Source organism: Lysinibacillus sp. NPDC048646, assembly GCF_050272295.1.
In the GTDB taxonomy this organism is placed as follows: domain Bacteria; phylum Bacillota; class Bacilli; order Bacillales_A; family Planococcaceae; genus Lysinibacillus.
The window spans coordinates 44,310-59,879 of the sequence record NZ_JBNNLZ010000025.1; the positions used below are offsets into that span (position 1 = coordinate 44,310).

13 protein-coding genes and 1 riboswitch are annotated in these 15,570 nt (G+C 38.2%); of the genes, 8 read left to right on the forward strand and 5 right to left on the reverse strand.

What is annotated here, in order from left to right:
* Positions 1-279: 279 nt before the first annotated feature.
* The 7 genes from parE (at position 280) to ACQKII_RS20310 (ending at position 8,701) form a co-directional block, all read left to right on the forward strand.
* Positions 280-2,256: a DNA topoisomerase IV subunit B gene (parE, locus tag ACQKII_RS20280; protein ID WP_427462288.1), complete on the forward strand. Its 1,977-nt coding sequence runs from the start codon at positions 280-282 to the stop codon at positions 2,254-2,256.
* Complete coding sequence (gene parC, locus ACQKII_RS20285; protein WP_427462289.1) at positions 2,253-4,682, forward strand: DNA topoisomerase IV subunit A; 2,430 nt, start codon at positions 2,253-2,255, stop codon at positions 4,680-4,682. The genes parE and parC overlap by 4 nt, the downstream gene beginning before the upstream one ends.
* 143 nt (positions 4,683-4,825) lie before the next feature.
* A riboswitch (TPP riboswitch) is annotated at positions 4,826-4,937 on the forward strand.
* A gap of 241 nt (positions 4,938-5,178) precedes the next feature.
* Positions 5,179-6,174, forward strand: a complete 996-nt coding sequence (locus ACQKII_RS20290; RefSeq protein ID WP_427462290.1) for an ABC transporter substrate-binding protein — start codon at positions 5,179-5,181, stop codon at positions 6,172-6,174.
* Positions 6,175-6,468, forward strand: coding sequence for a thiamine-binding protein (locus ACQKII_RS20295; RefSeq protein ID WP_427462291.1), 294 nt, complete (start codon positions 6,175-6,177; stop codon positions 6,466-6,468).
* On the forward strand, positions 6,465-7,235 hold the full coding sequence (locus ACQKII_RS20300; protein ID WP_427462292.1) for an ABC transporter permease: 771 nt from the start codon (positions 6,465-6,467) through the stop codon (positions 7,233-7,235). The genes ACQKII_RS20295 and ACQKII_RS20300 overlap by 4 nt, the downstream gene beginning before the upstream one ends.
* A complete protein-coding gene (locus ACQKII_RS20305) occupies positions 7,213-7,962 on the forward strand; it encodes an ABC transporter ATP-binding protein (RefSeq protein WP_427462293.1) in 750 nt (249 codons plus the stop codon). Before ACQKII_RS20300 ends, ACQKII_RS20305 begins: the two co-directional genes overlap by 23 nt.
* Positions 7,952-8,701: a TatD family hydrolase gene (locus ACQKII_RS20310; protein WP_427462300.1), complete on the forward strand. Its 750-nt coding sequence runs from the start codon at positions 7,952-7,954 to the stop codon at positions 8,699-8,701. Before ACQKII_RS20305 ends, ACQKII_RS20310 begins: the two co-directional genes overlap by 11 nt.
* A 37-nt stretch (positions 8,702-8,738) precedes the next feature.
* Here ACQKII_RS20310 and ACQKII_RS20315 read toward each other — a convergent pair whose 3' ends face one another.
* The 5 genes from ACQKII_RS20315 to ACQKII_RS20335 form a co-directional block, all read right to left on the reverse strand.
* Complete coding sequence (locus tag ACQKII_RS20315; RefSeq protein WP_427462294.1) at positions 8,739-8,918, reverse strand: hypothetical protein; 180 nt, start codon at positions 8,916-8,918, stop codon at positions 8,739-8,741.
* A gap of 100 nt (positions 8,919-9,018) precedes the next feature.
* Positions 9,019-10,563 carry a solute symporter family protein gene (locus tag ACQKII_RS20320; protein ID WP_427462295.1) on the reverse strand — a complete coding sequence of 515 codons (1,545 nt, stop codon included), beginning with the start codon at positions 10,561-10,563 and terminating at the stop codon, positions 9,019-9,021.
* Positions 10,560-10,898, reverse strand: a complete 339-nt coding sequence (locus ACQKII_RS20325) for a DUF485 domain-containing protein (protein ID WP_427462296.1) — start codon at positions 10,896-10,898, stop codon at positions 10,560-10,562. The genes ACQKII_RS20320 and ACQKII_RS20325 overlap by 4 nt, the downstream gene beginning before the upstream one ends.
* Positions 10,899-11,367: 469 nt before the next feature.
* A complete protein-coding gene (locus ACQKII_RS20330; RefSeq protein WP_427462297.1) occupies positions 11,368-12,921 on the reverse strand; it encodes a solute symporter family protein in 1,554 nt (517 codons plus the stop codon).
* The gene (locus ACQKII_RS20335) at positions 12,922-13,197 is read right to left on the reverse strand and encodes a DUF485 domain-containing protein (protein ID WP_427462301.1); all 276 of its coding nucleotides are present in this window, start codon (positions 13,195-13,197) and stop codon (positions 12,922-12,924) included.
* Positions 13,198-13,847: 650 nt separating this feature from the next.
* Between ACQKII_RS20335 and ACQKII_RS20340 the strand changes: the two genes are divergently transcribed.
* Positions 13,848-14,435 (forward strand): SCO family protein, encoded by a 588-nt coding sequence (locus ACQKII_RS20340; protein WP_427462298.1) that lies wholly within the window; start codon positions 13,848-13,850, stop codon positions 14,433-14,435.
* The last annotated feature ends 1,135 nt before the right edge of the window (positions 14,436-15,570 follow it).

Below are 15,570 nucleotides of genomic sequence, written 5' to 3' on the forward strand. Positions count from 1 at the left end.
TCAAAAGTTCAGCATGTGCTTGAGGTATAATAAGAGTAAGTTATTTTGGCTCAATCTATATAAAAGAAATTTGCTCATTCTTAAAATATAGGTAAAATGGCAATTTTGTCAATCACACATTCCTTTGGTAGAATAGAAGTCTATCTTTAATTTCCATGCGAGGCTAAAATATAAAAATAAATTTATTTGTGTCTGTTACTAGCTATTGACAGGAAATGCTATTATTATTAGGAAGAGAACGTAATCAGAACATGCGTTTGTTTTTTGGAGGGGAATCTTTTGGCGAATAAACAGTCACCTAGCGTCTATAATGATGACGCCATTCAAGTATTAGAAGGATTAGAAGCGGTACGAAAACGACCCGGCATGTATATCGGTTCTACAGACGGCCGAGGACTTCATCACCTTGTTTATGAAATCGTGGATAATGCGGTGGATGAAGCACTCGCTGGCTTTGGTTCTCATATCATTGTCACAATTCACAAAGATCAAAGCTTAAGTGTTCGAGATTTTGGACGTGGAATGCCAACAGGTATGCATAAAATGGGAAAGCCTACTCCAGAAATAATTTTTACCGTGCTGCATGCTGGTGGTAAATTCGGACAAGGCGGCTATAAAACGAGTGGTGGTTTACATGGTGTAGGTTCATCTGTTGTAAATGCCTTGTCCACTTTTTTAGAAGTAACCATTCATAGAGATGGTAAAAAATATCAACAACGTTTTGAACATGGTGGACATCCTGCTACAACGCTTGTAGACATTGGTCAAACAAAACAAACAGGCACACTCGTACATTTCCTACCAGATGACACAATATTCTCAGTCACAAAATACAACTATGATACACTTGCAGAACGTTTACGTGAGTCTGCATTTTTATTAAAAGGATTAAAAATTGAATTAATCGATGAACGCGAGGAAGGTAAAAGTGATGTTTTCTTTTATGAGAACGGCATTGAAGCTTTCGTTGCGTATTTGAATGAGGAAAAAGATGTACTTCATCCCGTAAAGTATGTGGAAGGGATACAAGATGATATTGAAGTAGAGTTTGCCTTCCAATACAATGACGGATATTCAGAAACAATATTATCGTTCGTGAACAACGTACGTACACGTGATGGCGGAACACATGAAACAGGTGCAAAAGCTGCTTTGACACGCGTTTTTAACGAATATGCACGTAAAATAGGCTTACTGAAAGATAAAGATAAAAATCTTGAAGGAACGGATATTCGCGAAGGGTTAGCTGCGATTATATCAGTCCGTATTCCTGAGCATTTACTGCAATTCGAAGGACAAACAAAAGGGAAGCTGGGTACAAGTGAAGCTCGATCCGCGGTTGATGCTGTCGTTTCTGAGCAGATTTTATATGTTCTTGAAGAAAATGCAGAGCTATCTGCCTCACTAGTACGTAAAGCTATCCGTGCTCAACAAGTACGTGAAGCGGCGCGTAAAGCCCGAGAAGATGCACGTAACGGCAAGAAAAATAAAAAAGCTAGTACCATACTGTCAGGGAAGCTAACGCCTGCGCAGTCACGTAACGCTGCTAAAAACGAATTGTATTTAGTCGAAGGTGATTCTGCTGGTGGTTCAGCTAAACAAGGTCGAGATCGTACATTCCAGGCGATTTTACCCTTACGTGGTAAAGTGATTAACACGGAAAAGGCAAAGCTTCAGGATATTATGAAAAACGAAGAAATTTCAACCATTATTCATGCGATTGGCGCTGGCGTTGGCACTGATTTCTCCGTCGAGGATGCGGCCTACGATAAAGTGGTGATTATGACCGATGCTGATACAGACGGTGCTCATATCCAAGTATTGCTATTAACGTTCTTCTATCGTTATATGCGACCACTAATTGAAGCAGGGAAAGTCTTCATCGCGCTACCACCTCTTTATAAAGTATCGAGAGGTGCAGGTAAAAAAGAGGTACTTGAATATGCATGGACAGAAAACGACTTGCAAAGTGCCATCAAAAAAGTAGGTAAGGGCTATATTCTTCAACGCTACAAAGGTCTTGGTGAGATGAATGCCGACCAATTGTGGGATACAACCATGAATCCTGAAACACGTACGTTAATTCGTGTAACGATCGAGGATGGAGCACGTGCCGAGCGACGTGTGACAACATTAATGGGCGACAAGGTAGAACCACGTCGTAAATGGATCGAAGCAAATGTAGACTTCGGTATGGAGGATGATTCGAATATTTTAGACAATGAATTCATCCAACAAGAGGAGGACCAAGCATGAGTAGTACGGAAAAGTTTCAAGATTTACCGTTAGAAGAAGTAATGGGTGACCGCTTTGGTCGCTATAGTAAATATATTATCCAAGACCGCGCGTTGCCTGATGCACGTGACGGTCTAAAACCTGTACAAAGACGGATTCTATTCGCCATGTATACGGAAGGGAATACAAATGAGAAACCGTTCCGGAAGTCGGCTAAAACAGTCGGGAATGTTATCGGTAACTACCACCCGCATGGTGATAGCTCTGTATATGAAGCAATGGTACGGATGAGTCAGGATTGGAAAGCTCGTCATATGCTGATAGAAATGCATGGTAATAACGGCTCGGTTGATGGAGATCCACCTGCAGCGATGCGTTATACAGAAGCCAGACTTTCTGCGATTGCAGCTGAAATGTTACGGGATATTGGCAAAAAAACGGTAGAATTTGTGCCAAACTTTGATGACCAGGATATGGAACCGACGGTGTTACCTGCACGCTTTCCAAATCTGCTTGTCAATGGTTCTACAGGGATTTCTGCTGGTTATGCTACAGATATTCCACCACACGCTCTTGACGAGGTCCTCGATGCGGTTTTAATGCGTTTAGATCACCCAAAATCAACTGTTGATGAGCTCATGACGGTCATAAATGGGCCCGATTTCCCAACTGGTGGGATCATACAAGGTGTAGATGGTATAAAAAAAGCTTATGAAACCGGGCGTGGCAAAATTATCGTACGTGCTCTGGCAGTCATTGAACCTTTAAAAGGGGGTAAAGAGCAAATCGTTATTACCGAATTGCCATATGATGTCAATAAAGCGAACCTTGTGAAGAAAATAGATGAACAACGTGTCGATAAACGTCTCGAAGGGATTGCAGAAATACGTGACGAATCTGATCGTACGGGCTTACGAGTTGTCATCGAATTAAAAAAAGATATTCCAGGACAAGGTATTTTACATTACTTATTTAAAACAACTGATTTGCAAGTAGCTTATAATTTTAATATGATTGCCATTCATAATCGACGTCCGACAATGATGACATTACCTTTGTTGCTTGATGCTTATATTGCGCATCAAAAGGAAGTTGTGACAAATCGATCTATCTATGATTTACAAAAAGCGAAGGAGCGTTCTCACATTGTGGAAGGGCTTATTAAAGCGCTATCAATTTTAGATGAAGTAATTGCGACAATTCGATCATCTAATGATAAACGCGACGCTAAAACAAATTTACAAGTGAAGTTTGACTTTACTGAAGTGCAATCAGAGGCAATAGTAAGCTTACAATTATACCGTTTAACCAATACAGATATAACAGAACTTCGCCATGAACAGGATGAATTAAATACACTGATTGCCAAGCTTGAAGGTATTCTTAATAGTGAAGCAAAGCTAGTGCGTGTCATAAAACAGGAATTACTCGATATTAAAAAGCGCTTTACAGAACCACGTCGTTCAAAAATAGAACGTGACATTGAAGAAATTAAAATCACATTAGACGTCCTTGTACCAAGTGAAGAAGTAGTGGTGACAGTAACAAAAGATGGCTATATTAAGCGTACATCAACACGTTCTCATGCGGCCTCCAATGGTCAAGATTTCGCCATGAAGGATTCCGATTATTTACTGTATGAGGGAAATTTAAATACGCAGCATCATGTGTTACTTTTCACAAATCGTGGCAACTATATTTATCAACCGGTGCATGAATTACCCGATATTCGTTGGAAAGACCTTGGTCAGCATATTTCAAGTATTGTGCCGACTAATGAAGATGAATCCATTATTGCGGTCTATGGCTTCGAAACATTTGAACAGCCTAATACCTATATTTTAACAGCGACTAAAGATGGTCAAATTAAGCGATCACCGTTAACAGATTATGCGGTAACTCGTTATTCTAAGCCAATTAAAACGATGAATGTGAAGTCTGGCGATGAAATGATTTTTGCGGATATTGTTACAGACGACGCGGAATTATTATTAATAACAGATACAGCCTATGCGATCCGCTTCCCAATTGAAGAATTGCCTGTTACTGGTGTGAAAACTGGAGGGGTAAAAGGAATAACGCTTAAAGAAGGCGAAGTATTAGTTGGTGTAACAATCTTACAGCCAAGTGACACAGAATATGTTGTGATTGTGACACAGCGTGGGGCAGCGAAGAAAATGAATGTCGCTGAGGTAGAAATGGCAAGCCGTGCAAAACGAGGTCTAAAAGTATTAACAGAGTTAAAAGCACATCCTCATCGTATCGTCTCAGTTATTCGAGCGACTGATGATGAAAAAATTGTTGTGGAAACTGTAAAGGGTGTTCAAGAAGTGATTGATGTGAAAGGGTTAACCCGTTCTGATCGTCATTCGAACGGCTCCTTTAAAGTGGATATAGCTACTGACGGTGCGATTGCACATGTTTTAAAGGCTAAAAATGAAAAATAATACGAGATAAACAATGTGGCCCATGTTCTTACCGAGAACTGGGCTTTTTTTGATTTCATTGTTATCTATTCGCTACGTATGTAAATAGAGCCTTGTCATTTTCATAGAGATATGGGTATAATAGTCCTCGAAAAGTTCATATGTTAAGAATGTAGGGGGGCTGGTAGTTGCCAGCTGAGATTGTGTCCGTTAAGACGCTGACCCTTTGAACCTGATTTGGCTCGTACCAGCGTAGGGAACATCTATTCAAAAAGAGTACGTTATTTTTTGATACCGATTTCAAACGTCTGGGATGACTCCTGGGCGTTTTTTTATGTCTTGGTAATGTAGCACACCTCTGAGTTGACTCATTACCACGGATGAACGTGTTGGTACACGCACTTACTTTCTTTCGAAATGCATAGCTCTTTTCAAGTGAAAACGAGCGATACCTTTTTCGGATGGTTAAAACATTCAAACATGAACACTTTCATATTACTTACTGGGAGGATTCAGCATGAAGAAATGGTTATTCATCCTTGTTGCAGCGCTTTTAACATTAGTCGGCTGTAGCGACAAAGAGGACAAAAAAGAGTCGAATTCATTAAAAAAAGTATCAGTCGTACTGGACTGGACACCCAATACAAATCACACAGGGCTTTATGCGGCGAATAAGCTTGGCTATTTTGAGGAACAGGGTTTAGATGTAGACATTCTATTACCTGGCGATGCAGGAGCCGATCAGCTTGTGGCATCTGGTAAGGCTGAGTTTGGTGTCAGCTACCAAGAGTCAATTACACAGGCACGTGTGCAGGATGTACCGTTAGTATCTATTGCAGCCGTTATTCAGCATAATACATCTGGTTTTGCGTCTCTTGCAGCAAATGGTATAACATCACCGAAGGATTTTGAAGGAAAAACATATGGCGGTTGGGGTGCTCCACTTGAACAGGCTGTACTGCAATCATTAATGCAAACAGAGAATGCAGATGTCAATCAGTTGGATATTGTGAATGCCGGTGATTTAGATTTCTTCACAATGATGCAGAAAGATATTGATTTTGCATGGATATACTATGCATGGACAGGTATCGAAGCTGAATTACGTGGGGAAAAACTAAACATGATGTATTTAACAGACTATAGTGAACAGCTTGACTACTATACACCCGTACTTGCAACAAATGAAAAAATGATTTCAGAGAATCCTGATACTGTTAAAGCATTTGTTGCGGCAGTTGCAAAGGGCTATGAATATGCCATCAATCAACCGAAAGAAGCGGCTGACATTCTACTAGAAGCGGCACCTGATTTAGATAAAGAACTTGTACATAAAAGTCAGGAATGGCTAGCTGACAAGTATCAGGATGATGCCACACAATGGGGCGAACAAAAATTAGCAGTATGGAAAAATTACGCTGATTGGATGACCAGTAATAAAGTTTTAGAAGGTGAATTCAATCCAGAAAAGGCATTTACCAACGATTTTTTACCTGCTAAGGAGGCAAAGTAAATGGCAAATTCATTAATAAGTGTTCAAATCATACCGAAAACTGAAAAATATGAGGACGTTATTCCTTTTGTTGACGCGGCTATTGCTGTGATTGATGCTTCTGGAGTGAAATATGAGGTACATCCACTGGAAACGACAATGGAAGGCGAGCTATCTAGTTTGCTACAAATTATAGAAGACATGAATAAAAAGATGATTGCGCTTGGTGCTATAAACGTCATAACCCAAGTGAAAATTTTATATCAACCAACAGGTATTACGATGGGGACGTTAACGGAGAAATATCGAGGATGAGACAGGTCATAAAGAAAGGGAGGACGATTATTTTTATCGTCTTCCTCTTATTCGTATGGGAACTAATTGTTCAATTCGCACAAATCCCCCAATGGCTATTACCAGCACCGAGTGCTATTGTAATAGAAGCTATTCAATCCTATAAAGCATTTTTACCACATGTCTTTGCCAGTGTACAGTTGGCACTTTTGGGTCTTGCTATTGGGATAATGTTTGGGTTAAGTGTTGCTGTATTGTTACATCGTTCGGCTATGATTCGAGAATTATTGTATCCGATTCTAATTGTGTCGCAAAACGTACCTGTGCTTGTACTAGCACCACTGTTAATTATCTGGTTTGGCTTTGGTTTATTACCTAAACTGATTATTATTTGTCTGGTTTGCTTCTTTCCCATTGTGATTGCAGCTATGGACGGTTTTCGTCAAACTTCATCTGAATTAAAACATTATTTTGAGATGGTCGGTGCAACGAAAGCGCAAACATTTTGGAAACTTGAATGGCCATATGCCTATCCTTCTATTTTTTCAGGTATAAAGATTGCAGCGACGTATAGTGTTATGGGTGCCGTGATTGCAGAGTGGTTAGGTGCTAAAAAGGGCATCGGCGTCTATATGACACTTGCACAATCCTCATTTCGGACGGACCGTGTTTTTGTGGCCATTTTTGCCATCATTTTATTAAGCTTATTGTTATTTAGTGTTATACGTATCATCGAAAAGCTTGTCGTAAAAGGGAGAGGACTACATGCTGAACATTCAAAACATTGATAAATCCTTTGGCTCGCTGCAAGTGATCAAAAATCTATCCTTTGAAGTAAAGGCAGGAGAATTTGTTGCAATTATCGGCCCATCTGGTAGTGGAAAAAGCACACTATTTCAATTGATTGGAGGTATTTCCGCCTTAGACGAGGGAGCTATCTTGTTAAACGGCGAAGACATTCAGCTAAAAAGAGGGATCATCGGCTATATGCCACAGCAACCATGTTTACTTCCTTGGCGTACAATCTTAGAGAATGTCACGATTGTTGAGGAACTACAGCAAAAACCAAATATCGAGCAAGCAAGGGCATGGCTTGAAAAGGTAGGGCTCGCATCATTTGAAAATGCCTATCCCAATGCGCTCTCTGGAGGCATGCAGCAGCGTGTATCATTTATTCGGGCAATCGTTAGTGATAAACCTATTTTATGCTTAGATGAGCCATTCTCAGCACTTGATGAGTTTACGAGACTGGAAATGCAGGCATGGCTGTTATCCATATGGGAGAAACATCGTAAGTCGATTTTGTTTGTCACGCATAATATCGAAGAGGCGCTATTTTTAGCAGATCGTATAGTCGTTTTAACGAAGCGCCCAGCGACTATCAAAAAAGAAATTATCGTGCCATTTGCTAGACCCCGTTCAGGGGAGATTCGACATACAGAAAGTTTTCATGCGTTAAAACAACAGCTATTTAACTATTTAAAAGAAGAAAAGGACGATGCTTATGTTGATTGATGCGCATATTCATTTAGATCAGTATCAGGAACATGAAATTCCGTTATTACTGGAAGAAGCTAAGCATGTGATTGCTGTTAGTACAGACTTAGAATCTTGTAAAAATACATTCACCTTGTCGCGGACCTATTCTAAAGTTAAAGCTGCTTATGGCTTTCATCCTGAACAAGCTTTACCTAGTTCTGAAGAGGAAGAGGCTCTTTTCCATTGGTTACGTTTACATGCTGATAAAATGGTGGCAGTCGGTGAGGTAGGACTACCTTATTATTTAAAGCAAGAAAATGTCATTGATTATACACCTTATATTTCCTTATTAGAAAGATTTATCGTTCTAGCAAAAGAACTAAAAAAGCCGATTGTGTTACATGCTGTGTATGAAGATGCTTCGATTGCATGTGATCTGCTTGAGAAGCATGGCATAACTAAAGCGCATTTCCACTGGTTCAAAGGGAATGAAAAGGTCGTTCAGCGAATGATACATAACGGTTATTTTATTTCCATTACACCAGATTGTACGTATGAAACGGAAATTCAACAACTAATCAAACTGTACCCAATAGAACTCATGATGGTTGAAACAGATGGACCGTGGCCATTTGAAGGTCCTTTTACAAATAAACGTACAACACCACAAATGATGCACCGAACGATAGAGGTCATTGCAACATTAAAGGGTTTACCCATTCAGGAAGCGGCAAATATTGTTACGCAAAATACGGAAGCGTTTTATAGTTTATAAAGAAATGAATACGAAAAAGCAACAGCGTTTAGAACGACTACTCGTCTACATGCTGTTGCTTTTTATACTTTGTAAAATTACGGTCGATGGATTCCCGTTTCGTTTTAGTAACACGTTCATGCGTACTGAATGGGGAAGACTGACGATCTTTCTCTACATCTTTACCTTTTGTACGTTTAACATGCATACGTTTCTTTTTAGCGCCAGATTGTGTCATGAAAATCTACCTCCACACGGAATTTACCTTAATAGTACACGAATAGGGGAGAAAAAGTAAAACCTCGTAAGCTAAAGCCTACGAGGTTACTGTCATAATATTAATGTGATGCGTCTTGTACAGAAATACCTGTGTTGGCTTTAACATCAACTTCACGGTATTTCGCATCGTCAGATTCTTTAGAAAGTAACGTTCCAATGAATCCACCTAAGAATCCAAGAGGTACAGAAATGAGGGCTGGGTTCGTTAACATGATTAACGGATCACCAACGAAAATTGCTTTACCTTCAACAGGGTTCCATATGTTAGGAGATACTGCTACTAAAACTAAAGCTGAAATTAAACCTGTTAACATTGCTGTAACAGCACCAGCAGTGTTGAATTTCTTCCAGTAAATTGTGTAAATAATAACGGGTAAGTTTGCAGAAGCTGCAATACAGAATGCTAGTGATACTAAGAATGCTACATTTAATGTTTGCGCACCAAGTGCCAGTAGGATAGAGATAACAGAGATCGTGATTGAACCGACACGAGCTGCAAAGACTTGCTCTTTCTCTGTAATTTTTCCTTTTTTAATAATTTGACCATAAATATCATGTGATAGGGCAGAGGCACCTGAAAGTACCAGACCAGCAACTACCGCTAAGATTGTTGCGAATGCTACCGCACAAACGAATGAGAATAGGATGTCGCCACCAAGCGCTTCTGCAAGAAGTGGAGCAGCCATGTTACCAGCAGCGTTTGCCGCGATAATCTCTTCTTTACCTACGAATGCAGCTGCACCGAAGCCCAAGAAGATTGTTAAAACGTAAAACAGACCTACGATCCAAGTAGCCCAAATTACTGAAGAACGAGCTGTTTTTGCATCTTTTACAGTGAAGAAACGCATTAAGATATGTGGTAGACCCGCAGTACCTAATACTAACGCAATTAACATGGAGATTGTGTCAATGCCATTTGTATATTTAAGACCTGGATTTAAGTATGCTGCACCACTTTCAGTTGCAGTTGTCATTTCTGTAAACATTGTCGAAATACTGAAGCCAAACTCTTTTAATACTAAGAATGAGATAATGATTGTACCTAACATTAAAAGACAAGCTTTAATAATTTGTACCCAAGAAGTGGCAGTCATACCACCGAATAAAACGTAAGTAGTCATCATAACACCTACGATTAAAACTGCAACCCAATAGTCGATTCCTAGAAGTAATTGAATAAGTGCGCCTGCACCAACTAACTGTGCAATCATGTAGAATAAAACGATTGTAATCGTACTTAAAGCTGCTGTACCACGAACCTTTGAGCTGTTGAAACGCGCAGTAATCATGTCAGCTAAAGTAAATTTACCAAGGTTACGTAACGGCTCAGCCACGATATAAAGTACCACTAAGTAAGCAACTAAATAACCAATAGAGAAGAAGAATCCATCAAATCCAAATAATGCAACGGCACCAGCGATCCCTAGGAAAGAAGCTGCTGATAAGTAGTCACCAGCGATAGCTAGTCCGTTTTGCCAACCTGTTAAACCACCGCCTGCCGTGTAGAAATCACTCGCAGATGAATTACGTTTAGATGCCCACCATGTAATGACTAATGTAAGACCAACGATTGCTACGAAGAAAAATATTGCTATAAAGCTCATAGGCGGCCACCTCCGTTTTCATATTCAGCGATAATTGCTTTTGCTTCTCTGTCATAACTATTTGCTTTCGCAACATATAAGTGACATAAGCTCCAAGTCATAATGAATAATCCTGCTGCGTAAATCCACACCCAAGTAATTTCCCCAAATGCCTTTTGGTGTAAGATTGTTGTGTACGAAGTAAGAATTGGAAGCAACATGTAAGCCGCTAAAAAGAATGCAGTCATTGACCAAAGAAATGAATTCTTTTTTCTTACAAGTGCTTTAAACGATTCTTGATTTGCAATCAAATCATAGTCGATAACGACGCTTTTGCTTGCTTGATTGTTCGCCATAAATATTCCCCATTTTGTGTTTATTTTTACTGCTTCAATGCTTGATTTTGCTACTTTAGTGAATTCACATCTTAATTTTATGAGACAGTTCACAAAATTGCAATACATTTCAGAAAAATTATGCAAAAAAAATTTTCTGAAAAATAGACTTTAAACAGAAAATTCGTGACAAAGCCTAGAAAATAAAGGGTTTTGGAATTTTCAGATAAAAGCGCAAAACTAGGGTATCTCTAGTTTCTTGACAAAATTTTGAGCTTTAAAACTGAGAAAAAAACCGTTTTTTCCAGAAAAAATAAACACTATTTAACTAGTGAAAAATGGGTTTTTTCTGTTATTTGGAAAAGAAATAATATTGTTGGATAAGTAAATTGCTTAATTTTTTATAATAATAAACAGAAAAAACCCGACCTAAGTCGAGTTTTTTAGTTACAAATTCAATCGTAAATATGATGATGGGAAGGTGAAAAAATCAATGAGAAATATCTGAAACAGAAACACCTGTATTTGCTTTTACGCGTATTTCTTTGTAAACACGTTCTGCTTCTTCTTGCGATACTCTGTTAGTAGAAAGAACAGAGCCTAAGTAACCTGCAATAAAGCCAAGTGGAATGGTAATAATCGCTGGAACTGCCAGTGGTACAAGTGGCTTACCAACAAAGATTGCAGCGCCTTCTATAGGGCTCCATACGTTTGGACCCATTGCCCCTAAGATTAAGCAAGAAACTAAACCTGTTACCATTGCCGTAACCGCCCCAGTTGAATTGAACTTTTTCCAGTAAATTGTGTATAGAATAACTGGAAGGTTTGCAGAAGCCCCGATACAGAAGGCAAATGATACTAAGAATGATACGTTTAAGCTTTGCGCGAATAACGCAAGGATAATTGAAACAATCGCAATTGAAATAGAGCCAGTACGAGCTGCTAAAACTTGTTGTTTCTCTGTTAATTTCCCATCGTTCATGATTTCACCATAGATATCGTGAGAAATCGCAGAAGCCCCCGTTAATACTAAACCAGATACTACCGCTAAAATTGTTGCGAATGCTACTGCACCGATAAATGCCATTAATACATCGCCACCAAGGTAATTAGCAAGAAGTGGGGCAGCAGTATTACCTGCTTTACTTTCAGCAAGAATATTGTCTAAACCTACAAAATGCATAGCACCAAAGCCCAAGAAAATAGTTAATGAGAAGAAAATAGCCGTGATCCAAGTTGTCCAAGAAATTGATGAACGTGCAGTTTTCGCATCTTTAACTGTAAAGAAACGCATTAAAATATGTGGTAAACCAGACGTACCTAATACAAGTGCCATCATCATAGAAACAGAGTCAATAGAACTTGTATATTTTAAACCAGGCACAAGGAATTGCTCACCGTGATCCGCAGAAATTGTATCGAACATCTTCACTAAAGAGAAGTCAAATTTAATAAGCACGAGTGTTGCCAATAAGCCTGTACCAAATAATAGAAGGCTGGCTTTAATAATTTGTACCCAAGAAGTAGCTGTCATACCGCCGAACAATACATAAGTCGTCATCATGACACCTACGATTAACACCGCAATCCAATACTCAATACCAAATAATAATTTAATGAGTGCACCTGCACCAACTAATTGCGCAATCATATAAAGAATAACGATAATAATAGTACCTGTCGCAGCAACACCGCGAACACGTTTTTCATTAAAACGAGCTGTTAACATATCAGCTAATGTAAAACGACCTAAGTTACGCATAGGTTCTGCAATTACATAGAGAAGAACTAAGTTTGCAACTACATAGCCAACAGAGAAGAAGAAACCATCAAAACCCGTTAGCGCGATGGCACCAGAAACCCCAAGGAACGCAGCAGCCGATAAATAATCACCAGCAATTGCAAAACCGTTTTGCCATCCCTTTAGACCTCCACCAGCTGTATAGAAGTCACTTGCAGAAGAAGTACGCTTCGCTGCGATATACGTAACTACTAATGTTAAGCCTACAATTCCTAAGAAGAAACCAACTGATACTAAATTCATTTATTTTCCACCTTTCGCGTGATACTCTGCTAGAACTGCAGCCGCCGCCTTATCGAATGAAGACGCTTTTTTTATATATACTGTACAAAGAATTATTGTCATGATGAATAATCCTGCTGAGTAAATCCAAACGCCCGTTATACTGCCAATAACCTTTTGTTGTAGTACAGGCTGGAAAGCAAGGATTGGTAGTAAGATATAAAGCAATAAAAACCCTGCTGTGATCGAGAAAAGGAAAGTATTTTTCTTTTTCACGAATTTGTTGAACGATTCCATAGCTTCAATTGCATTATAATCAACTGATTGCACGTTTTTGTTCCCAGTATTATTAGCCAATATTATTCCCCCTAAAGTTATATATTTCTGTTTTAAACGACATATTTCTTTTTGATTCGTCGTTATATTCACTTATTTTATGAGGAAGATTCCTATAATGCAATACTAAATTTTGAGTTTTTATAATTTTTAATCATTTTCAGATTGGGGAAATAACATAGAAATAATAAGGATTTAATAGAAATAATCCGTATGAAAGAGAATGGTATTATCTATTAGAATAATATTCTTAAAATAGTTTAGTGATAATAATTTTGAATGTAGGAGAAAATTTGAACATGAAAGAGAATTTTGAGGAATTTATTATTGTGTCATTAAATAGCAGAAGAGCCTGAATAGGAAAAAAACTTTGTTATATAACAATTATATGATGTCTTGGGAAATAACCGAAATAGTAAAAAACAGCTTTAAAAAAATTTTTGAAAAAGTGTGAATTCTTTGGGGTATACAGGATGTTAATATACCAATATCATACAATATACAAAGGTTTGACATAAAAAATTAAAAGTATAAGCTCGTAATCTTGTGTTTAGATACAATAATTTATACAATAAACAACGATGGTAAATTGAAGGGAAGTGGGCAAATAAATGAAAAAGAAAAGTATAATGCTCGTTTTGATACTGGCATTAAGTAGCATATTAACTGCTTGCGGAAGTTATAAATTTGAACCAGAAATGAATATAGAAGTAAAGGATTTTTCGGTTACAAATCAAAGAAGTGAACAAGTTAGCCTTGATGATTTTAAAGGCATGCCATGGTTAGCAATGTTCATCTTTACTAATTGTAATTCCATTTGTCCACCAATGACGTTTAATATGGCAGAGGTACAAAAGGCGCTACAGGATAAAGGTGTGGAAGACTATCAAATTGTAGCTTTTAGTGTTGATCCTGAAGTTGATAAGCCAGATGTTTTAACGAATTACTTAAAATCGTATTCAGTGCCTGATGAAAGCAAATGGCAGCTCTTAACGGGCTATGATCAAAAGTATATTGAACAGTTTGCACGCCAATCATTTAATTCATTAGTAATGAATGACCCTAATTCTGACCAAGTTACACATATGGGAAGTTATTACTTAGTCAATGCTGATGGGGTTGTTGTGAAGGATTATGACGGTAACACAAATGTACCCGTTGACACGATTGTGGCAGATATGAAGGCGTTAACTAAATAAAAAGCAATAACTCAGAGGTTTGAATGACTTCTGAGTTATTTTTTTATGGCTCTAAAAAACTATTCCAAGCCCCCAACATCTTCGTAACTCATTATTCAAACCTCTTTAATTAATAATTTTATTATGTCTAGTTAAGGTCTAAAACAAAAGATACTGAAGCATATTCGACTGTCTGGTAGTTCTTATAAGGGAGCTTAAAATGTGTTTTTTAAACATGTATATATTTAATTCTATCAGCTTATATATTTAATAGGTAGGTTATTGTTGGAATCAGTGGAATCATCTTGAAGCCGCGAAGAAGGAAGAAAAGTGTGGTTGAAACTACAAAAGAGCATGTTTTAAGTCCCTATCATTCTCTTTTATTTGTCTTGAAATACACGAAATTTCGATTTAAACAATAAAGTGGAAATAGTCAGAGGCTTTACCATCTAGATGCAGAGTACCGAAAAAAATGAAGCAAACAAATAGTAGCTCTAAAATATACGACAAAAGTTGTTTATTTTAGAGTTACTTGACGTTTTCAAAATATTACATGAGGAGATGTAATAAAAGAAAAAGTTAATCGAATTCAAAAAAAGTAACGAAAGAATACGAAATAGGAGAAGTTCTAATCCAGGCCCTTGCTGCTAACTTGTTGCAAATTACAGGAATACTGCAGCAGGTATGATTGATCGTTCCCATGAATCAACTATGGGGGCCACTGTACCGAATGGGGAAGAAGGGAGGGTAGAGGGAGCTAATAGTGCGTGGTCAAAAAGTAGGGTAAAAAGGACAGAGAAGTTCAAGACGGCGTAGCCTCGTACACAAAAGTAAGCTAACGAAGACATTCGATGTGTTATTTTTTTAGAAATCTACTATATAATTTTCGCTAATCAGCACGGTGTTGTTAAACATATGATTATATTGAAACTTTGACCCTTTATAAAATGTGTCCGATAGTCCATCAACAATTCGAGCCCGTGCATTCATATTTCCAACTCACACTGCTTGAAAGGTGGAGGGGATTATGAAAAGCGGATCATTGCAATATAATGATGAACTTGGATAGGCTACACTAAGTTGGACAGATAAAATAAGGGTTAGTAAACTTAGACTATAAACATAAGGGAGCGTGCTACTATGACACGTCAACGTC